This window comes from Actinomadura sp. GTD37 (assembly GCF_041951365.1).
GTDB lineage: Bacteria > Actinomycetota > Actinomycetes > Streptosporangiales > Streptosporangiaceae > Spirillospora.
Genome location: NZ_JBGNUS010000006.1, coordinates 402,509 through 420,982, shown reverse-complemented (window position 1 = coordinate 420,982; position 18,474 = coordinate 402,509). Strand labels below are relative to the sequence as shown.

Here is an 18,474-nt window from a genome sequence, read left to right as displayed (position 1 = left end):
AGTGAGCGAGATCTCCTGGACCGGGCAGCCGTCCCCGGCACGGTCGATGGCCGGGGAACGGACCTCGGCCAACCTGGCGGACCTGCTGGAACGCATCCTCGACAAGGGGATCGTGATCGTCGGGGACATCCGGGTGAACCTGCTCGACATCGAACTGCTGACCATCAAGCTGCGGCTGCTCGTGGCATCGGTGGACCGGGCCAAGGAGATGGGCATCGACTGGTGGGAGCACGACCCGTCGCTGTCGTCCAGGGCCCGGCGGGACGAGGCGGGCGAGCGGGACGCCGACCGGGAGCTGCTGGAGGAGAACCGGCGGCTGCGCGAACGCCTCGCCGCCCTGGAGGCCGGCCCGCCCGGCAACGACGACGGCAACGACGACGGCACCGGCGCGCCCGGCGCCGACCGGGCGGACGCCGCCGCCGACGCGGCCCGCCCGGCACGACGGGGGAAGGAGAACAGATCATGACCGCTGCCCGGCCGCCCGGCGACCCGGCCGGCACCGCCGTCTACCTGTACGGCGTGGCCCGCGGCCTGGACCCGGCCGCGCTCGGCGACGCGCCCGGCGTCGCGGGCTCACCCGTGCGCGGCGTGGCCGCCGGCGGGCTGACCGCACTGGTCAGCACCGTCGCGCTCGCCGACTACGGCGAGGCCGCGCTGCGCGCCAACCTGGAGGACCTCGCCTGGCTGGAGGCCACCGCCCGCGCCCACCACGACGTCGTCGACCGCGCCGCGCACGCCGCACCCACCGCCCCGGTGCGGATCGCGACGATCTACCGCGACGACGCCCGCGTCGCCGAGGTCCTGGCGGCCCAGGGCGACCGGTTCACCGAGATCCTCGACCTCATCTCCGGCCGCTCGGAATGGGGCGTGAAGGCCTACGCCGACGCCGAGACCATGCGCGGCGACGCACCCACCGCCGACGCACCCGCCACGGGCGAACCGTCCGGCGGCGGCACAGACCCCGGTGGGGGGCTCGTGCGCGGAGCCGAGCCCCTCACCGGCCCCCAGCCCGCCGCCGGCGGCGGCGTGGGCACCGCGTACCTGCGGCGCCGACAGGAGGAACGCCGCCGCCGCGCCGACGCGGGACGCCGCGTGGCCGAACAGGCCGACGCCGTCCACGCCGAACTCGCCGACCACGCCGTGGCGTCCCGCCACCACCCGCCCCAGGACCCCCGCCTGTCCGGCCGGGCCGGCGCCCAGATCCTCAACGTCGCCTACCTGCTGGACGAAGAGCAGGTCGAAGGGTTCCTGGCGGTGACGCGCGCGGCGGGGGAGCGGCTGCAGGGCATCGAGGTGGAGGTCACGGGGCCGTGGCCGCCGTACTCCTTCATCGACACCGCCACCCCCGCCCCGGGGGACGCGTGACGGCCGTCCTCGACCACGGCGGCGACGCCCCCATGGAGCGCATCGCGCTCGTCGACCTGCTCGACCGCCTCCTGGCCGGCGGCGTCGTCATCACCGGCGACCTGGTGATCTCGATCGCCGGCGTCGACCTGGTGCAGGTGTCGCTGCGAACGCTCATCACCACCGTCCGCGACGAGCTGCTGCCCGAACAGGAGCACCCATGAACCGGCACGACCCCGCCCCCCGCGACCGCCCCCGCGAACACCCGCGGCCCCGGGAGCCGGTGACGGGAGAGGTGACGGTCCGCGACCCCGCGGCGGGCGACCCGTTCACCGGCGACGCCCCCACCGGCCGCACCGGCGGCCGCGAGGACCGCGCCCCCGTCCGCGCCGCGCCCGCCCGCGAACACGACCTGCGGGAACGCTCGTCCAAGACCATGCAGCGGCTGCGCTCGGACCCCGAGACCGTCGAACGCGACCTGGTGAAGCTCGTCCTCACCCTGGTCGAGCTGATCCGGCAGCTGATGGAACGCCAGGCGCTCCGCCGCGCCGAGGGCGGCGACCTCACCGACCGCCAGATCGAGGACCTCGGCCTCGCACTGATGCGCCTGGAGGAGGCCATGACCCGGCTCAAGGACCACTTCGACCTCGACGACCACGACCTCAACCTCGACCTCGGCCCCCTCGGCCCCCTCCTCCCCGACGCCTGACACCCCGACCACCCGGACCACCGCGACCACCCCGACCGGTCAGGCGGCCAGCACCTCGGCATCCCACAAGTCCCGGTAAGCACCCGGTACCGCCAGCAACTCCGCGTGCCGGCCCCGCTGCACGATCCGCCCCCGGTCCAGCACGACCACCTCATCGGCCGACCCCAGCGCCGCCAGACGGTGCGTCACCAGCAGCAGCGTCCCGCCGCCCGGCGCCTCCAGCAGATCCCGCGTCAACGCGTCCGCCGCCACCGGATCCAGCGCCTCGGCGGGCTCGTCCAGCACCAGCACCGGCGGATCGGCCAGCAACGCCCGCGCCAGCAGCAGCCGCTGCCGCTGCCCGCCCGACAGACCCCGCCCGCCCGCGCCCACCACCGTGTCCCACCCGTCCGGCAGCCCCTCCACCACCTCGGCGAACCGCGCCCGAACCGCCGCCGCCCGCACCTGCTCCCCGCTCGCGTCCGGACGGGCCAGCAGCAGATTCGCCCGGACCGTCCCCGCGAACACGTGCGCATCCTGCGCCAGCCCCCGCACCGCCGCCCGCACGTCCCCCGGCGCGTACCGGGCCAGCACCCGCCCGCCCAGCACCACCGCACCCGCCACCGCCGGCACCTCCCCGGACACCGCCGCCAGCAGCGTGCTCTTCCCCGCCCCGCTCGCCCCCACCACCGCCACCCGCCGGCCCCGCTCCACCCGCAGATCCACCCCGTCCAGCGCCACCCCCTCCCCGTAGGCGACGCGCAGCCCCAGCAACTCCACCTCCAGCGGCCCCCGCGGCAGCACGGCGGGACGCGCCACCACCACCTCCGCCGGAGCCGCCAGCACCGCCCCCACCCGCCGCACCGACGGCAGCACCTCCCGCAACCGCTGCGCCGCCACCGCCAGCGGCAGCACCGACTCCACCGCCACCAGCGCCGTCAACGCCAGCACCGCCGCACCCACCTCGCCCACCCCCGCACGCAACCCCGCGCACGTCACCGCCGCGACCGTCCCGCCCTGCACCGCGAAACCCGCCGCCGCCACCAGCGCCGCCACCAGCGCCCCCGACCGCTCCGCACGCTCCAGCCGCCCCGCAGCCTCCCCGGCCCGCGCCGCGAACCGCGCCGACGCACCGAACATCACCAGATCCGCCGACCCCTCCAGCACGTCCAGCGACCGCACCGCCAGCGCCTCACGCCCCGCCGCGACCCGCGCCGCCGCCCGGCCGCCCGCACCCGCCGCCACCAACGGCAGCACCACCCCCGCCACCAGCAACCCCCCGGCCAGCACCAACCCCGCCGGCACATGCACGCCCGCGCACACCACCACACCCGCCGCCCCGCACACCACCGCCGCCACCGACGGCAGAACACACCGCAGCAGCAGATCCTGCACCGCGTCCACATCCGACACCATCCGCGTCAGCGCGTCACCATCACGCACCCGCCCCCGGACCGACGGACGCGCCGCCGCCAGCGCGTCGAACACCCGCCCCCGCAACTCCGCCAGCGCCCGCAACGCCGCATCGTGCCCCGCCAGCCGCTCCACATACCGCAACGACCCCTTCGCCACCGCGAACCCCCGCACCGCCACGATCGCCAGCGACAACGCCGCCAGCTCCGGCCGCTGCGACGCCCGCGCGATCAGCCACGCCGCCGCCGCGACCAACCCCAGCCCGCACAGCTCCGCCGCCGCACCCGCCAGCCCCGCCCCCACCAGCCGCACCGCATGCGGCCGCACCGCACCCCACACGCCCCTCACGCCGCCTCCGTCCCGGCCGGCTCGACCACCCGGCCGCCCTCCAGCCGCACCACCCGATCCGCAACCCCCAGCAACGCCGGACGATGCGCCACCAGCACCGCCGTCCGCCCCGCCAGCAACCGCGCCGCCGCGTCCACCAGCACCCGCTCACTGTGCAGATCCAGCCGCGCCGTCGGCTCGTCCAGCAGCATCACCGGACCACCCGCCAGAAACGCCCGCGCGACCGCCAGCCGCTGCCGCTGCCCCGCCGACACCCCCGCCCCGCCCTCACCCAGCACCGTCGCATACCCGCGCGGCAGATCCTCGACGAAATCCGCGGCCGCCGCCCGCGCCGCCTCCACCACCCGCGCCTCACCGGCGTCCGGCACACCCAAACGGATGTTGTCGGCCACCGACGCCGCGAACAGATGCGGACGCTGCGGCACCCACCCCAACCGCGCCCGCCACGCCGCCACGTCCAGCTCCGCCAGATCCACCCCGTCCACCAGCACCCGCCCCGAATCCGGAACCACCAGCCCCGCCACCACCAGCAGCAGCGTCGACTTCCCCGCACCCGACGGACCCGTCACCGCCACCCGCTCACCCGGACCGACACGCAACGACACCCCCTCCAACGCCGCCTCCACCGAACCCGGATACCGGACCGTCACCCCCTCCAGCACGATCTCCGGCGCCCGCCCGCCCGGCGCCAACCCCCCGCGCGGCGGGGGAGCGGGCGCGTCCAGCACCGCGAACGCCTCCTCCGCGGCCGCCACCCCCTCCGCACTCGCATGGAAACGCTGCCCCAGCGCCCGCAGCGGCAGATACACCTCCGGCGTCAGCACCAGCACCAGCAGCCCCGCCCCCAGCGCCATCCGGCCGTCCAGCAAACGCAGACCCACCGGAACCGCCACCAGCGCCACCGACAACGCGCACACCAGCTCCAGCACCAGCGACGACAGGAACGCCACCCGCAACGCCCGCACCGTCGCCCGCCGATGCTCACCCGCGAGCTCCCGCACCACCACCGACTGATGCCCCGTCCGGCCGAACGCCCGCAACGTCCCGAGCCCCGCCAGGACGTCCCGGAAATGCCCGCCCAGCCGATGCAGCAGCCCCCACTGCCGGCCCGTCAGCGCCGCCGTCCGCATCCCCACCAGCGCCCCGAACACCGGAACCAGCGGCAACGTCACCGCCACCACCACCGCCGACGCCCAATCCACCGCCACCAGCCGGCCCAGCACCAGCGGCGGCACGACGCACGCCGCCAGCAACTGCGGCACATAACCGGTGAAGAACGGATCGACCGCGTCCAAACCCCGCGTCAGCAACGTCACCCGCGCCCCCGCACCATCTGCCGGGCCGCCCAGCAGCGCACCCCGCAACCCACGCTTCACCCGCGCCGCCGCACCACCCGCCACCAGCGCCACCGTCCACGCCAGCACCGCCCGCCCCGCCACCGCACCCACCAGCCACGGCAGCGGACCCGCGTCCAACCCCGCCACCGCCCGCACCAGCAACTCCGCCTGCACCACCAGCAGAACACCCTGCCCCACCGCCAGCACACCCAGCAGCACCACCACCCACCGGGGCAGAAGCCGCAGCAGACGCCGCTCGACCGCCTTCACCGCCACCCCCTACAAGTACGAGGGGGCCTCGACCCGCCCCCGGAACGTCCACCACACCAACGCCTGCGACCCCACCAGGAACGGCAGCACCACCACCGTCCCCACCACCGTCAACGTCAGCCCCCCGCCCCCGGCCACCACCTCCGACCACGGCACCTCCACACCCACGACCACCGGCGCACCCGCCATCACCAGCGCGGACAACCCGTAGCGCGACGGAACCCGCCCCGCCCGCGCCGCCAGCCCCGCCGGCAACCGCCACCGCGCGAACCCCGCCCCATGCCACGCGAACAGCACCGCCAGCGGCAGCCCGAGCACACTCCCGGCGTTCAGCCCACCACCGGCCACCACCGACCCCAGCACCGAACCCCACGCCAGCGCCAGCGCCCAACTGCCCGCCACGATCGCCCCGTCCCACACCGACCGCCACGCCGCCGCGTCCACCCGCCCCCGCAGCCACAACCCCATGTCCCGCACGACCCACCCGATCAGCAGCACCACCACCAGCGGATACAGCTCCTCCAGCAGCCGGTGCTCCAACCCCGGGAACGCCCCCGCGACCAGCCCCACCGCCGCCACCAGCCACACCTCGTTGCCCAGGAAGAACGGCGCGAACGACGCGATCACCAGCCGCCGCTCCCGCTGGTCCCGGCCCAGCCAGGGCAGCAGCATCCCCACCCCGACGTCCGCACCGGCCAGCACCAGATACCCGCCGGCGAACACCGCCAGCAACACCACCGCGAGAGAGTCCATCACCAGGCTCCTGTCAGAAACGTCGCATGTCAGAGAGTCGCGGGCCGGAGAACGGCACCGACGCGGACCGTCAGAACGTCGGGCTCAGCATCGGCGCCCGCTCCGCCGGGGGAGCGGCGCCCAGCCCCGCACCCTCCGGCCCCCGCCGCGCGAACCGCGCCAGCAACCACGCGTTCACCCCGAACAGCACCGCGAACAGCACCGAGAACGCCACGAACGACACCGCCACCGTCCCCGCCCCCACACCCGGCGACAACGCGTCCCGCGTCTTCAGCACCCCGTACACCATCCACGGCTGCCGCCCCACCTCACGGAACACCCAGCCCGACACCATCGCCACATACGGCAGCGGCACCGCCGCGATCATCAGCACATGGAACACCCGGCCCCGCACCAGCCACCGCCCGAACGGAAACTTCACCAGCGCGACCCCCGCGACCAGCACCATCAACCCCCACATCGACACCATCAAGCCCTCACCGACCGCCGCCGCCGACGGCGCCGTGTAGTCGTCCGGCCCGAACCGCGCCGTGAAGTCCGCCACCGCCGCCGCCGCGTCGCCCCCACCGCCCTTCGTCGGCTGGACGTACCGGAACTGCATCCCCCCGAACATCACCACCGGCATCACCGTCACGATCACCGTCAGCAACCCGATCCGCATCGACCGCCGGAAGAACTCCACCTCCGCCGTCCGCCGCAGCAGATGGAAACCGCTCACCCCCGCCATGAAGAAACCCGCCGTCAGCAACCCCCCGAACAGCACATGGAAGAACGCCAGCAACGCCGTCGGATTCGTCAGCAGCGCCCCGGCATCGGTCAGCCGCGCCGTCCCGTCCACCATCTCGAACCCCACCGGACGCTGCAGCCACCCGTTCGCCACCAGCACGAAATACGCCGACAGGTACGCCGTCAGCGTCACCACCCAGATCAGCGCCAGATGCACCCACCGGTTCAACCGATCCCACCCGAAGATCCACAACCCCAGGAACGTCGACTCCACGAAGAACGCGATGATCGTCTCCAGCGCCAGCGGCGCCCCGAACACACTCCCCGACACCCGCGACAGCCCCGACCAGTTCAACCCGAACTGGAACTCCATCACCAACCCCGTGACGATCCCCACCGCATAGTTGACGACGTACAACTGCCCCCAGAACCGCACCATCCGCGCATGCACCGCACTGCCCGACACCGCCGCCCGCGTCTGCGTCAACGCCACCAGCGTCGCCAAGCCCAGAGTCAGCGCCACGAACAGGAAATGCGTCCCGGCCGTCAACGCGAACTGCACCCGCGCCAGCATCAGCGGGTCCACATCCATCACCACACATTCCAAGAAATCGGGTCCTAACGCCCCACGATCCTCGGCGCGCACCCACCACCGGCGAATCAGGCCCGAGCGTGCAAACGCCCTGCGCCTTTCGCGCAGCCACCGCCACCCGCCTACATCTCCCGATGTACACGGCCCCGCCGCACCCCCACCCCGAGCACGACCGCCACCACCGCATACGGCGCCGACGCCAAAGCCATCAGCACCCCCGCGTCCGCCCACCTCGACCCCAGCGCCCACCCCGCGAACACCAGCACCGACACCGTCTCCGAACCGAACCCCGCCACCGACGTCACCGTCGCCCGCGCCCCGGCGCCGATCCGGTCCTGCAACCGCGCGTCCGCCGCCGCCATCGCCCACCGGAACGCCCCGAACGCCACCGCCACCAGCACCAGCCCGCCGGGCCGCCCACCCCACGACCCCGCGGCCAGGCACACCGCACCCACCACCAGCACCGGCGGCAGCCACCCGGCGCGCCGCCCCGCCAGCCACCCGCCCACCGCATCGCCCACCGTCACCACCAGGACCAACAGCGGCACCGACGCCTCCGCCTCCCCCGTCGACCGCACCAGCAGCGGCACGTACTCGTCCAGCGACGTCACACCCTCCAGCACCATCACCAGGACCAGCGCCCACCGCACCGCCGGCTCACCCCGCACCTGCGCCCACCCATCGCGCACCACCGACCGCAACGACGGCCCGCCCTCCGCCGCCACCGCACCCCGCGACTCCGGCAGGAACCACCCCGCCACCGCGCACGCCGCGCACACCGCCACGCTCGCCGCCCCCAGCGCCCGGTAACCCCCGGCCGCCAGCACCGGCGACGCCACCGCCGACGCCGCCACCACGGCCAGCAGCGACACCGCCTCCGACCGCCCGATCAGCCGCGCGTACGCACCCGCCGCCCCCGCACGCTCCAACTCCTCGTACACCAGCGCCTGCATCGTCCCCGACCGCAGCGCCGACCCCGCGCCCCACAGCACGAAACCCGCGGCGAACGCCGGATACGAGGGAAAGAACGCCCACAGGCCGAAACCCGACCCCGCCAGCAGGGGAGAGGCCACGAGCAGCAGGCGGCGCGAGAAGACGTCCGCCCACACACCGGACGGCAACTCCAGCGCGAACGCCGTGACCGACCAGATCACGAACAGCGACGAGATCGCAGCAGGGGACAACCCGGTATCGGCGAACAGCACCGCATAGACCGGGTACAGAAGAACGAAATCCTCGAGGAACGCGTAGGAGTACACCCTCCGCGCGAGCCCCGCCTCAGGTGAAGATCAATGTCGTCGGCGCATACCCGCACCATAACCGCCCGCCCCTCCGCACGCACCCCCATACCGGCGCACGCACCCCCGTACCGGCGGGGGAGGGGAGCGGCTCAGGCGGAGGGGTCCCGCCCGAACAGCGCCAGCAGACGCGCCTGGTCGCCGGCGCCCTCCGCGATCGCCGACTCCGGCCCGACCATCCCGGCCTCACGACCCCGCGGCGCCATCCGGCCCGCCGTCTCCAGCGCCGAACGCACCAGGTCCGCGTCCAGCACGACCGCCTGCCCGGACGCCCGCGCCAGATCCCACGTGTGCACGAGCAACTCCAGCGGATACTCCTCCACCCACTCGCGCACCGTCGCCTCGCCGAACGCCAGCGCCACCCGCCGGTCCAGCGCCCCCGGACGGACCAGCTCGGCCGTCATCCGGGCCCGCACGGCCCGCCAGCTCGCCAGGGGATCCCCGCCGGCGACCTCCCGCCAGTCGGGGTCGTCCTGGGGGAGCGGCCGCCCCGCCGCCCGCATCTCGATCACCAGCAGCCCGGCGGTCACATGCCCCGCCACGTCGACCGCCGCCCAGCCCTCGCACGGCGACGGCGAAAGCCACCGGTCCGCCGACACCGCGGCGAGCACCGCCTCGAACCCGTCCAACGCCCGGACGAAACCCTCGGGAACACGTTCGGTAACCACGCCGGCACCACCATCCGGAGCTCGGATCGCCGTCAAGCGGACCCCGCCAATGTAGCGAGCAGGCGCACTCGCGTCCTCCGGCCGACGGCAACGCGCGCGGGGGCACGCCGGGAGCGCGAGGCGTCGCGCCCCAACCCCCTTCTGGCCTTTACTTAACATAATGTACATTATCGACCATTGATCAGACCTGCTGGAAGCAGGGTGAACCGGGCGCGCAACGCGCGTCTTCCGCGCGTGCGCCGCGCAGTCCGTCGGGATCGTCGGGATCGGATGAAACCGGGGCGACGGCCCGCGAGCCTCACCTCCTGTCCCTTGATCCACAACGACTGGAAGGTGATCGTGAGCGAGCAGCTCGACCAGGTCTTCGGCCGGCTCGTCAACCGCAGCTGGCAGCGGTTCTCCGAACAGCTCCACACCCGCGAGATCGACGATCTCCTCGTCGGCGCCGTCATCACGGCGGCGGTCGCGCAGGGCAACGCGCTCATCGACCTGAACTCCGACGGCGACCACCACTACCTGCGGGCAGCTGATCGACGTCGACGACTACGCCGACGGCGCCGACCGTGAGCGGCTGCGGCAGCTCCTCCAGGGCACGATGCAGGAGCTGCGCGAGAAGGCGGCCCCGTACAAGAAGTGACAACGGGCGTGGCGGTGCGGCTCCCCTGCCGGCAGTGCCGCTCGGCCCCCTCCTCCGCAGGAGCCCGCCGCCGCTCTCTACGGCAAACCAGACAGAATTCGGCTTCTGTCTGGTTTGCGTACTTTATGGCGATTAGTCCGTTTGGCGGTGCGGTTTCCGTCGCTCGTCGCGGGCGGCGGTGATCTCGCCGAAGCGGAGGGCGTCGCGGACGGCGGCGCCGCCTGGGTCGTTGTTGAAGTAGACGTAGGCGTCGTCCGCGCCGGCGAGCTCGTCCGCCCACCCGCGGAGGGTTTCGTCGTCGTAGTGCGGCCACGGTTCGGCGGGGCCTTCGTGGAACCGCAGGTAGAGCCAGCCGGTGGTCCGCCAGAGGGGCGTCTGGGGACGACCCAGGCGGTCGGTCCAGCACAGGGCGGCGCCGTGGTGCTCCAGGACGCGGCGGGTCTCGTCCGTCCACCATGAGGGGTGGCGGGGCTCGACGGCGACGCGGACGCCCCGGGGGAACCGCCGCAGGCAGGCGGTGAGGCGGCCGGGTTCGGCCCGCAGGGTCGGCGGGAGCTGGAGCAGGACGGGGCCGAGCTTGGCGCCGAGGCCGGCGGCGGCGTCCATCAGGCGCGCGACGGGTTCCGCCGGGTCGTTGAGGCGTTTCATGTGCGTCAGGTAGCGGCTGGCCTTGACCGCCATGACGAAGCCGGGCGGGGTTCCGTCGCGCCACGTCCCGAACGTCTCACGGCCGGGCAGGCGGTAGAAGGCGTTGTTGTTCTCCACCGTGGCGAAGACGCCGGCGTAGTGCCGCAGCCAGCGCCGCTGCGGGAGGCCGGGCGGGTACAGTACGCCGCGCCAGTCGGCGTACTGCCATCCTGACGTGCCGATCAGCATCGGCCACTCCCCCTCGTCCGGCGGCGCGTGCCGTGGTCATCCCCCGCCCCGTGTCATACCCCGCGGCGGCGGGGTTCGAGGGCGCGGATGTAGTCGACGAGGCGGACGCCGATCTCGAAGGGGGCGTCGGTGTCGTCGAGGGCGAGGTCGGGCCAGGTCTCGGAGATGCGGCGCCAGGTGCCGCGGCCGAGGAAGGGGCCGGTGACGGGGTCGTCGCCCAGTTCGGCGCGCCAGCCGGGTTCGGACGCGAGCAGGCGGGTGAGGGCGGCGTCGTTGGCGGGCTCGTCGCGGTGCTCGGCGTGGAAGCCGATCTCGACGGCGTGGGCGCGGGCGCCGGGGGCGAGGTCGGCGGGGATGATCTGGGCCTCGTAGTGCTCGTGCTGGGGGGCGGGGTCGCCGAACCAGGCTTTGACGCCGTTGTGGCGTACCTGGACGTGGGGGTGTCCGAGGGCGGCGGGCGTCGATCCTCGGATGATCTCGCCGACCTGGTCGAACAGTGCGCGGGCCGTCACCGTCCCGATCTTACGGAGGTTGTCGGTGGCGGGCGGTAGCGTCCGGCGGGTGCGTCCTTCCGATGTTCAGCGTGTGACGGTGGCCGAGTCCGTGGATCGTTACGGGGAGATGGTGCGGGCGAAGATGTCGACGGGTGCGCTGGCGCCGGCGTCGGCGGAGGTGTACGCGCGGGACGTGGTGACGTTCGCGGCGCTGGCGGGCGCGGAGCGGGTGCTGGACGATCTGACCGGTGAGGACGTCGATGAGGTGCTGCTTCGGTTCGCGCGGAAGCCGGATGAGCGGCGGCGGGTGCGGGCGGCGGAGTCGGGGGGCGCGCCGTTGCAGAGTGCGGCGTCGCAGGCGCGGTTCCGGCGTTCGGTGTCGGCGTTCTTCCGGTATGCGGTGGTGGCGGGGTGGGTGCAGCTGAATCCGATGGAGGCGGTGACGGTGCGTCCCAAGCATCGGGGCGGGCTGCGGGCGGAGCGTCGTGCGCTGACGGTGGAGCAGGCGGAGGGGCTGCTGGGGGCGGCGCGTGAGCTGGCCGGGGAGCCGGCCGCGGCGCCGCGGCGGCGGGACCAGCGGACGGAGTTGCGGGACGGGCTGATCGTGCTGCTGCTGGCGGCGGTGGGGCCGCGGGTGTCGGAGCTGACGGCGGCGAACGCGGAGGACTTCTTCGTCAACGGGGGGACGCGGTACTGGCGGATCTTCGGCAAGGGCGGGCGGACGCGGGACGTGCCGCTCCCCCGGCCGGTGGTGGAGGTGCTGGACGCGTATCTGGCGGAGGGGCGGGCGCGGCTGGACCGGGGGCGGGAGCCGAAGGCGCTGCTGCTGTCGTGGCGGGGGCGGCGGCTGGCGCGCGGTGATGTGCAGGGGGTGATCGACCGGGTGCTGGAGCGGGTGGAGCCGGTGCGGCGGCGGAGTGTGACGCCGCATGGGCTGCGGCATACGACGGCGACGCATCTGCTGGCGGCGGCGACGGACATGGACGCGGTGCGGCGGGTGCTGGGGCATGCGGATCTGTCGACGCTGGGCCGGTACCGGGACGAGTTGCCGGGTGAGCTGGAGGCGGCGATGCGGGTGCATCCGCTGCTGGGTCCGGTGGAGGGCCGGCGGGGCGGCTGAGGCGCCGGTCCCCCGGCGTCGCTCCCCCGGCGCCGGGCCTGCCCGCCTGCCGCGGGGCTCCCCCGGGGCGGGGCGGTCAGGCGGCGGGGAGGGTGCGGGCGAGGGCGTAGGCCTCGGTGAGGTCGGTGCCGCGGTAGTCGAGGGCGGCGATGTCGGCGAGGTGGTGGTCGGCGTTGACGGCGACGGTGTTGGCGAGGTGCCGGAACAGCGGCGCGTCGGACATGGAGTCGCCGTAGGCGGTGCATTGGTCGGGGGTGAGCCGGTGGCGGGTGCGGAGTTCCTCGGCGATGCGGACCTTGTCGGCGGGGGTGAGGATGCCGGCGGGGTCGAGGGCGCCGGTGAAGGGCATCGGGGGGAAGCGTGAGGCGATGACGTCGTCGAAGCCGAGGTCGAGGAGGTGGTGGGCGAAGAAGTCGGGCGACATGGTGATGACGGCGGAGTGTTCGCCGCGGGCGCGGATGTCGGCGCAGACGTCGGCGATGCCGGTGAGCCAGGTGGCGGCGGTGTAGGCGGCGGCGACGATGTCGGGTGTGAGGTCGTGCCAGAGCCGGTGGATCTCGGTGGAGAAGCCGCGTGTGTCGAGGGTGCCGGCGGTGAAGCGCGCCTCGAGTTCGTGGAGTTCGGGGAGTGTGCCGAGGTGGCGGGCGATTTCGAGGTTGGCGGTGGTGCCGGCGAGGAGTGTGCCGTCCATGTCGAATATGTGCAGGTGTCCCACAGGGTGTGGAGTGTGCCGGACGGGTGGGGCGGCTCGCGAACGGTTTTCGGTCGTGCGGTGGGGGCCGGTGGGCGCGGGCGGGGTGTGGGCGGCCGGGTTCGGCCCGGAGGGTCGGCGGGAGCTGGAGCAGGACGGGGCCGAGCTTGGCGCCGAGGCCGGCGGCGGCGTCCTTCGGTGTGCGGGGTGCCCCTGTCGAAAGTCGGGGGTGGTGGTGGTCGTTCGCGGGATCCGCCGGGGGGTGATCGTTTTCTAGCGTCGTGTGCATGGACGGGATCTTGGGTGTGGTGGACACGGCGGTGACGTCGCCGTGGTTCTACCTGGTGTTGTTCGCGGTCGCGGCGATCGACGGGTTCTTCCCGGTGGTGCCGAGCGAGAGCCTGGTGATCACGGCGGGGGTGTACGCCGCGTCGGGGCGGCCGGAGCTGGTGGCGGTGGTGGTGCTGGCGGCGCTGGGCGCGTTCACCGGTGATCATGTGTCGTATCTGCTGGGGCGGCGGGCGGGTGGGCGGCTGGTGCGGGGGTTGCGGCCGGGGACGCGGCGTCACGCGGCGTTCGGGTGGGCGCGGCGGACGATGGCCGATCGGGGCGGGCTGATCCTGGTGGTGGCGCGGTATGTGCCGGGTGGGCGTACGGCGGTGACGGTGACGATGGGGGCGGTGGGTTACCGGCTGCGGTGGTTCTCGGTGTTCGCGGCGGTGGCGGCGGTGTCGTGGGGGTTGTACGGGGCGTTGCTGGGTTATGTGGGCGGGGTGGCGTTCGAGGACGATCCGTTGATGGGGGTGGCGGTGGGGCTGGGGTTGGCGTTGTCGGTGACGGCTGTGGTGGAGGGTGTGCGTTTCGCGCGGCGGCGGCGTCGTCGGGTGGGCGGTGAGGCGGTGGTGGCGCGGCGGGACGCGGATCCGGCGGGGCGGGTGGGGTCGTCGCCGGGCGGGTGATCGGGGAAAGTGCCGGGGTTCGTGCGGTGGGGGCCGTAGGGTGAACTTGGGCGGTCCGTCCGGTGTCTCAAGGGTGTCGGGCAGGGGTCGCCGTGAGCGTGAGGGAGAGCATGGGAGCGCCGGATTTCAGCGCCGATCTGTACCGGGACATCACCGAGTTCGCGCAGGGCACGCCGTCCTGGGTGCATGAGGTGGCGGACGTGGGGACCGATGCGGGGCTGCTGCTGTTCGCCGTGTTGTTCGTGGCGGGCTGGTGGCGGGCCCGCGGGCTGGACGCGCGGGCGATGGGGCTGGCGCTGCTGGCGCCGTTCGCGGTGGTGGCGGCGTATCTGGTGAGCGAGGTGTCGAAGACCTTCATCGAGGAGGAGCGGCCGTGCCGGGCGGTGGCGGGGGCGGTGCACATCGCGGCGTGTCCGCCGGAGGGCGACTGGTCGTTCCCGAGTAATCACGCGACGATCGCGGCGGCGTCGGCGGCGGCGATCGTGGTGGCGTGGCGGGCGATGGCGCCGCTGGTGCTGCCGCTGGCGGCGCTGATGGCGTTCTCGCGGGTGTTCGTGGGCGTGCATTATCCGCATGACGTGGCGGTGGGGTTCCTGGTGGGGGTGGTGGTGGCTCCGCTGGTGGCGTTGGTGCTGGTGCGGGTGCTGGTTCCGTTGGTGGAGGGTTTGCGGGGCGTGGCGGTGGGCGCGGTGCTGCTGGGTGCGCGTCCGGTGGCGGTGGCCGGTGCGGGGTCGCCGGGTGTGGGCGGGCCGGTCGGCGGGCCTGGTGTGGCGGTGCCGCGGGCCGGCGTGCAGCCGGTGGGGGGTGCTCCGGTGGACGAGGCGTCGGTGACGATGCCGGACGTGATGGGCGGCGTGACGCGTCGTCAGGGGCCGCTCCGCTAGCCGGGCAAAGGCCCTGTCTGGCCGTTTCCGGTGGTGCTGAGGCGCCGCCGGGGGCGGCCCGTCTGTGTGACGGGGTCAGGTGGTGTGCGGGTCAGGCGGTGTCGTCGTCGACGAGGCCGGCTTCGTGGGCGATGACGGCGGCCTGCACGCGGTTGCGGACGTCCAGGCGGGTGAGGATGGCGCTGACGTAGGCCTTGATGGTGCCTTCGACGAGGTGGAGGCGGGCGGCGATCTCGGCGTTGGACAGGCCGGCGCCGACGAGGGCGAGGACGTCGCGTTCGCGGGGGGTGAGGGCGGCGGTGCGGCGGCGGGCGCGGGCGCCGCCGGCGAGGCGTCCGCCGCCGATCTCGGTGATGACGCGGTGGGTGACCTTCGGGGACAGGTAGGCGGCGCCGCCGGCGACGGCGTGGACGCCGGCGATGAGTTCGCGGGGGTCGCCGGATTTGAGGAGGAAGCCTGCGGCGCCGCTGGACAGGGCGCGGGCGATGTAGTCGTCCTCGCCGAAGGTGGTGAGCATGATGATCGCGGTGTCGGGGGCGGTGCGGCGCAGTTCGGCGGCGGCGGCGAGGCCGTCGAGGCGGGGCATGCGGATGTCAAGGAGGGCGACGTCGGGGCGGTGGCGGTGGGTGAGGTCGACGGCCTCGTGCCCGTCGGCGGCCTCGGCGACGACGGCGATGCCGGGGTCGGCGGTGAGGATGGCGCGGACGCCCGCGCGGATCATCGTCTCGTCGTCGGCGAGCAGTGCCCGGATCACTCGTTCTCCTGGTCGTTTCGGTGCTGGGTGCTGAGCTGGCGGGTGTCGTAGCTGTTCTTGGCGGTGAGGACGCCGCCGGTGAAGCAGAGGCGGTAGATGCGGCTGAAGCCGAGCACGTTGGCGTCGGGGCGGTAGTAGCGGCAGTCGGCGCCGGGGGGTTCGGGGACGGTGGCGCGGACGGCGCCGGTGTCCATGGTCTGCATGGGCGGCAGGGTCTGTTCGACGTGGTGCTGGGGGGTGCCGACGCGGAGGGCGGCGTAGTCGGCGGGTGGGAGGACGGAGTTGAGGGTGGCGTAGATGTAGTAGCCGGCCATGACGGTGCCGAGGGCGGCCATGAGTGCGGCGGGGACGGCGATGGCGGTGATGAGGCCGCGGCGGACCTGGAGTCGTTCGCGGGCGAGGTGGCGGGCGGATTCGGAGGGCCACTCCCCCGGCGGGTTGGTCGGGGGGCCGGGGGCGGTGTGGGGGGTGGGCGGGTTCGCGGGTGCGGGGTGGAGGGTGGCGGTGACGTGGAAGCCGCCGTCGGGGGTGGGCGCGGCGTGGAGGGTGCCGCCGAGGAGGCGGACGCGTTCGGTGAGGCCGGTGAGGCCGCGTCCGCCGGCGGGCAGGAGGGGCGGGTGGCCGGGGGGCGGTTCGTTGGCGACGGTGACGGTGAGGGTGCCGTCGTCGTGGGCGAGGGTGACGGTGGTGGCGGCGCCGGGGGCGTGTTTGGCGGCGTTGGTGATGGCTTCCTGGACGATGCGGTGGGCGGTGAGGGCGGTCATGGGGGCGAGGGCGGGCAGGGTGTCGGCGCCGGTGAGGTGGACGGGGACGCCGGAGGCGCGGGCGCGGTCGACGAGGTCGGGGATGCTCTCGCGGGCGGGTCGCACGGGTGCGGCGGGGTGCTCCTCCCCCGGGCCGGGGCCGGTGGGGGTGTCGGTGTCCTCGCGGAGGACGCCGATGATCTCGCGGAGGCGGTCGGTGGCGTCGGCGGCGCCGGTGCGGAGTTCGGCGGCGGCGTCGCGGTGCCGGTCGGACAGGTCGGGGGCGACTTGGAGGGCGCCGGCGCGGACGGCGATGAGGGCGAGTTCGTGGCCGAGGGAGTCGTGCATGTCCTGGGCGATGCGGGAGCGTTCGCGGAGGCGTTCGCGTTCGGCGATGATGCGCTGCTGGTGTTCGAGGCGTTCGGCGCGTTCCCAGCCGGCGCGCAGGAGTTCCTGGTGCTGGCGCCAGTAGCGGCCGATGAGCCAGGGCAGGACGCCGAGGAGGACGAGCCAGACGGTGGAGGGGAACCAGGTGGCGACGTCCAGGCCGCGGACGACCGACAGGAGTGTGCCGCCGATGAACACGGCGGTGAAGCCCCATAGGAGGGGTTGTGCGCGGACGGTGCGCAGGCCCGTCAGGTAGGCCAGGACGGGCATGGCGAACAGGAAGTTGCCGTGGATGAGGTTGAGGGTGATGGCGGTGAGGAGCGCGGCGGTGGGCCAGGTGCGGGAGGCGGCGACGGCGGCGGCGAGGACGGTGAGCCCGGCTCCTTCCAGCCACCAGAACGCGTGGCGGGGCTGGAGCGGGGAGATCATGTCGGCGGCGACGGGGAACGCGAGGACGGCGTAGAGCAGGGCGTCCTTGACGAGTGCGGCGCGGGTGGGGCGGCGGATCGCGGCGCGCAGTGCCGCGGGCCGGGCGGTGCGGGCGGTGCGGGCGGCGGTGCGTGCGGTGCGGTGTGCCCAGGCGGATGCGGCGGCTGCGGCCGCGGCGGGGGCGCGCGGGCGGGGGTCGGGGGCCGCGGAGTCGTTCACGGCTCTACGCTACTGGCCGGGTGAAATGGGGGTTACCGACGAAAGTCAGGGTGCGGGCCGGGCGTGAAGATCGCGGGCCGGGCGGGGCTGAACTACGGTTGGCGCGTGGCGGCAGAGCATGGAGGAGATGGCGTGATCCGGGTGATGCTGGCCGACGACCAGACGCTGGTGCGGGCGGGGTTCCGGTCGATCCTGGAGGGTGAGGACGACATCGAGATCGTCGCCGAGGCCGGGAACGGGGAGCAGGCGGTGGCGCGGGCGGCGGAGTTGCGTCCCGACGTGGTGCTGATGGACATCCGGATGCCGGTGCTGGACGGGCTGGAGGCGACCCGGCGGATCATCGCGGATCCGCGGCTGGGGTCCGTCCGGGTGGTGATCTTGACGACGTTCGACCTGGACGACTACGTGTACGGGGCGATCAAGGCGGGTGCGAGCGGGTTCCTGGTGAAGGACACCGAGCCGCCGGAGCTGATCCACGGGGTGCGGGTGGTGGCGCGGGGGGACGCGCTGCTGGCGCCGACGGTGACGCGGCGGCTGATCTCCGAGTTCGCGTCGCGGATCACCGCGCCGCCGCCCGCGGTGGAGTTGAACGCGCTGACCGACCGGGAGCGGGAGGTGCTGGAGCTGGTCGCGGCGGGGCTGTCGAACGAGGAGATCGCGGGGCGGTTGGTGCTGTCGCCGGCGACGGCGAAGACGCATGTCAGCCGTATCCTGGCCAAGCTGGGGGCGCGGGACCGGGCGCAGCTGGTGGTGCTGGCCTATGAGACGGGCGTGATCCGTCCGGGCTGGCTCGGCTGACCGGCCGCGCCGCGACGGCCGCGCCGCGACGGGCGCGCCGCGAACG

Annotated in this window: 20 protein-coding genes; 9 read left to right on the top strand and 11 right to left on the bottom strand. The window is 74.1% G+C overall.

Going from position 1 to position 18,474, the window contains the following annotated elements:
* Position 1 precedes the first annotated feature (1 nt).
* From ACA511_RS29475 to ACA511_RS29460, 4 genes are read left to right on the top strand one after another with little or no spacing between them, the layout of a single operon-like run.
* Positions 2–466 carry a gas vesicle protein gene (locus tag ACA511_RS29475; protein WP_375027900.1) on the top strand — a complete coding sequence of 155 codons (465 nt, stop codon included), beginning with the start codon at positions 2–4 and terminating at the stop codon, positions 464–466.
* Positions 463–1,365: a GvpL/GvpF family gas vesicle protein gene (locus ACA511_RS29470; RefSeq protein ID WP_375027898.1), complete on the top strand. Its 903-nt coding sequence runs from the start codon at positions 463–465 to the stop codon at positions 1,363–1,365. The genes ACA511_RS29475 and ACA511_RS29470 overlap by 4 nt, the downstream gene beginning before the upstream one ends.
* The gene (locus tag ACA511_RS29465; protein ID WP_375027897.1) at positions 1,362–1,568 is read left to right on the top strand and encodes a gas vesicle protein; all 207 of its coding nucleotides are present in this window, start codon (positions 1,362–1,364) and stop codon (positions 1,566–1,568) included. Before ACA511_RS29470 ends, ACA511_RS29465 begins: the two co-directional genes overlap by 4 nt.
* On the top strand, positions 1,565–2,053 hold the full coding sequence (locus ACA511_RS29460; RefSeq protein ID WP_375027896.1) for a gas vesicle protein K: 489 nt from the start codon (positions 1,565–1,567) through the stop codon (positions 2,051–2,053). The genes ACA511_RS29465 and ACA511_RS29460 overlap by 4 nt, the downstream gene beginning before the upstream one ends.
* 39 nt (positions 2,054–2,092) lie before the next feature.
* Here the strand turns inward: ACA511_RS29460 and cydC are convergent, their stop codons facing one another.
* The 6 genes from cydC to ACA511_RS29430 all read right to left on the bottom strand — a co-directional run bounded on the left by cydC (position 2,093) and on the right by ACA511_RS29430 (position 9,437).
* Positions 2,093–3,793, bottom strand: a complete 1,701-nt coding sequence (gene cydC / locus ACA511_RS29455) for a thiol reductant ABC exporter subunit CydC (protein ID WP_375027895.1) — start codon at positions 3,791–3,793, stop codon at positions 2,093–2,095.
* Positions 3,790–5,400: a thiol reductant ABC exporter subunit CydD gene (gene cydD / locus ACA511_RS29450; RefSeq protein WP_375027894.1), complete on the bottom strand. Its 1,611-nt coding sequence runs from the start codon at positions 5,398–5,400 to the stop codon at positions 3,790–3,792. Before cydD ends, cydC begins: the two co-directional genes overlap by 4 nt.
* A gap of 9 nt (positions 5,401–5,409) precedes the next feature.
* On the bottom strand, positions 5,410–6,153 hold the full coding sequence (locus ACA511_RS29445) for a cytochrome d ubiquinol oxidase subunit II (RefSeq protein ID WP_375027893.1): 744 nt from the start codon (positions 6,151–6,153) through the stop codon (positions 5,410–5,412).
* 70 nt (positions 6,154–6,223) lie between these two features.
* Positions 6,224–7,525, bottom strand: a complete 1,302-nt coding sequence (locus ACA511_RS29440; protein WP_375027892.1) for a cytochrome ubiquinol oxidase subunit I — start codon at positions 7,523–7,525, stop codon at positions 6,224–6,226.
* A 68-nt stretch (positions 7,526–7,593) separates the two neighbouring features.
* Complete coding sequence (locus ACA511_RS29435) at positions 7,594–8,730, bottom strand: MFS transporter (protein WP_375027891.1); 1,137 nt, start codon at positions 8,728–8,730, stop codon at positions 7,594–7,596.
* A gap of 131 nt (positions 8,731–8,861) precedes the next feature.
* The gene (locus ACA511_RS29430; protein WP_375027890.1) at positions 8,862–9,437 is read right to left on the bottom strand and encodes a TIGR03086 family metal-binding protein; all 576 of its coding nucleotides are present in this window, start codon (positions 9,435–9,437) and stop codon (positions 8,862–8,864) included.
* A 312-nt stretch (positions 9,438–9,749) separates the two neighbouring features.
* On the opposite strand from ACA511_RS29430, the gene ACA511_RS29425 reads away from it, so the two are divergent.
* Positions 9,750–10,004, top strand: coding sequence for a hypothetical protein (locus tag ACA511_RS29425; protein WP_375027889.1), 255 nt, complete (start codon positions 9,750–9,752; stop codon positions 10,002–10,004).
* Positions 10,005–10,206: 202 nt separating this feature from the next.
* Here ACA511_RS29425 and ACA511_RS29420 read toward each other — a convergent pair whose 3' ends face one another.
* Together ACA511_RS29420 and ACA511_RS29415 are read right to left on the bottom strand one after the other, a co-directional pair.
* Complete coding sequence (locus tag ACA511_RS29420; RefSeq protein ID WP_375027888.1) at positions 10,207–10,950, bottom strand: DUF72 domain-containing protein; 744 nt, start codon at positions 10,948–10,950, stop codon at positions 10,207–10,209.
* 53 nt (positions 10,951–11,003) lie between these two features.
* A complete protein-coding gene (locus ACA511_RS29415) occupies positions 11,004–11,462 on the bottom strand; it encodes a hypothetical protein (protein ID WP_375027887.1) in 459 nt (152 codons plus the stop codon).
* Between the two features lie 79 nt (positions 11,463–11,541).
* On the opposite strand from ACA511_RS29415, the gene ACA511_RS29410 reads away from it, so the two are divergent.
* A complete protein-coding gene (locus ACA511_RS29410; RefSeq protein ID WP_375027886.1) occupies positions 11,542–12,564 on the top strand; it encodes a tyrosine-type recombinase/integrase in 1,023 nt (340 codons plus the stop codon).
* A gap of 76 nt (positions 12,565–12,640) precedes the next feature.
* Here ACA511_RS29410 and ACA511_RS29405 read toward each other — a convergent pair whose 3' ends face one another.
* Positions 12,641–13,255: an HAD family hydrolase gene (locus ACA511_RS29405; protein ID WP_375027885.1), complete on the bottom strand. Its 615-nt coding sequence runs from the start codon at positions 13,253–13,255 to the stop codon at positions 12,641–12,643.
* 287 nt (positions 13,256–13,542) lie between these two features.
* Between ACA511_RS29405 and ACA511_RS29400 the strand changes: the two genes are divergently transcribed.
* Together ACA511_RS29400 and ACA511_RS29395 are read left to right on the top strand one after the other, a co-directional pair.
* The gene (locus ACA511_RS29400; protein ID WP_375027884.1) at positions 13,543–14,214 is read left to right on the top strand and encodes a DedA family protein; all 672 of its coding nucleotides are present in this window, start codon (positions 13,543–13,545) and stop codon (positions 14,212–14,214) included.
* Between the two features lie 110 nt (positions 14,215–14,324).
* Entirely contained in the window at positions 14,325–15,098 is a 774-nt protein-coding gene (locus ACA511_RS29395; protein WP_375027883.1) for a phosphatase PAP2 family protein, read from the top strand.
* Positions 15,099–15,189: 91 nt separating this feature from the next.
* Here ACA511_RS29395 and ACA511_RS29390 read toward each other — a convergent pair whose 3' ends face one another.
* Positions 15,190–15,852 (bottom strand): response regulator, encoded by a 663-nt coding sequence (locus tag ACA511_RS29390; RefSeq protein ID WP_375027882.1) that lies wholly within the window; start codon positions 15,850–15,852, stop codon positions 15,190–15,192.
* On the bottom strand, positions 15,849–17,630 hold the full coding sequence (locus tag ACA511_RS29385; RefSeq protein ID WP_375027881.1) for a sensor histidine kinase: 1,782 nt from the start codon (positions 17,628–17,630) through the stop codon (positions 15,849–15,851). Before ACA511_RS29385 ends, ACA511_RS29390 begins: the two co-directional genes overlap by 4 nt.
* Positions 17,631–17,762: 132 nt before the next feature.
* On the opposite strand from ACA511_RS29385, the gene ACA511_RS29380 reads away from it, so the two are divergent.
* The gene (locus ACA511_RS29380) at positions 17,763–18,428 is read left to right on the top strand and encodes a response regulator (protein WP_375027880.1); all 666 of its coding nucleotides are present in this window, start codon (positions 17,763–17,765) and stop codon (positions 18,426–18,428) included.
* Positions 18,429–18,474 lie beyond the last annotated feature (46 nt).

Bases quoted from the DNA above. Each gene is read 5' to 3' on its own strand.
- ACA511_RS29445 (WP_375027893.1), bottom strand. From the start codon at position 6,153: ATGGACTCTCTCGCGGTGGTGTTGCTGGCGGTGTTCGCCGGCGGGTAT.
- ACA511_RS29420 (WP_375027888.1), bottom strand. From the start codon at position 10,950: ATGCTGATCGGCACGTCAGGATGGCAGTACGCCGACTGGCGCGGCGTA.
- ACA511_RS29395 (WP_375027883.1), top strand. From the start codon at position 14,325: ATGGGAGCGCCGGATTTCAGCGCCGATCTGTACCGGGACATCACCGAG.
- ACA511_RS29470 (WP_375027898.1), top strand. From the start codon at position 463: ATGACCGCTGCCCGGCCGCCCGGCGACCCGGCCGGCACCGCCGTCTAC.
- ACA511_RS29460 (WP_375027896.1), top strand. From the start codon at position 1,565: ATGAACCGGCACGACCCCGCCCCCCGCGACCGCCCCCGCGAACACCCG.
- ACA511_RS29405 (WP_375027885.1), bottom strand. From the start codon at position 13,255: ATGGACGGCACACTCCTCGCCGGCACCACCGCCAACCTCGAAATCGCC.
- ACA511_RS29400 (WP_375027884.1), top strand. From the start codon at position 13,543: ATGGACGGGATCTTGGGTGTGGTGGACACGGCGGTGACGTCGCCGTGG.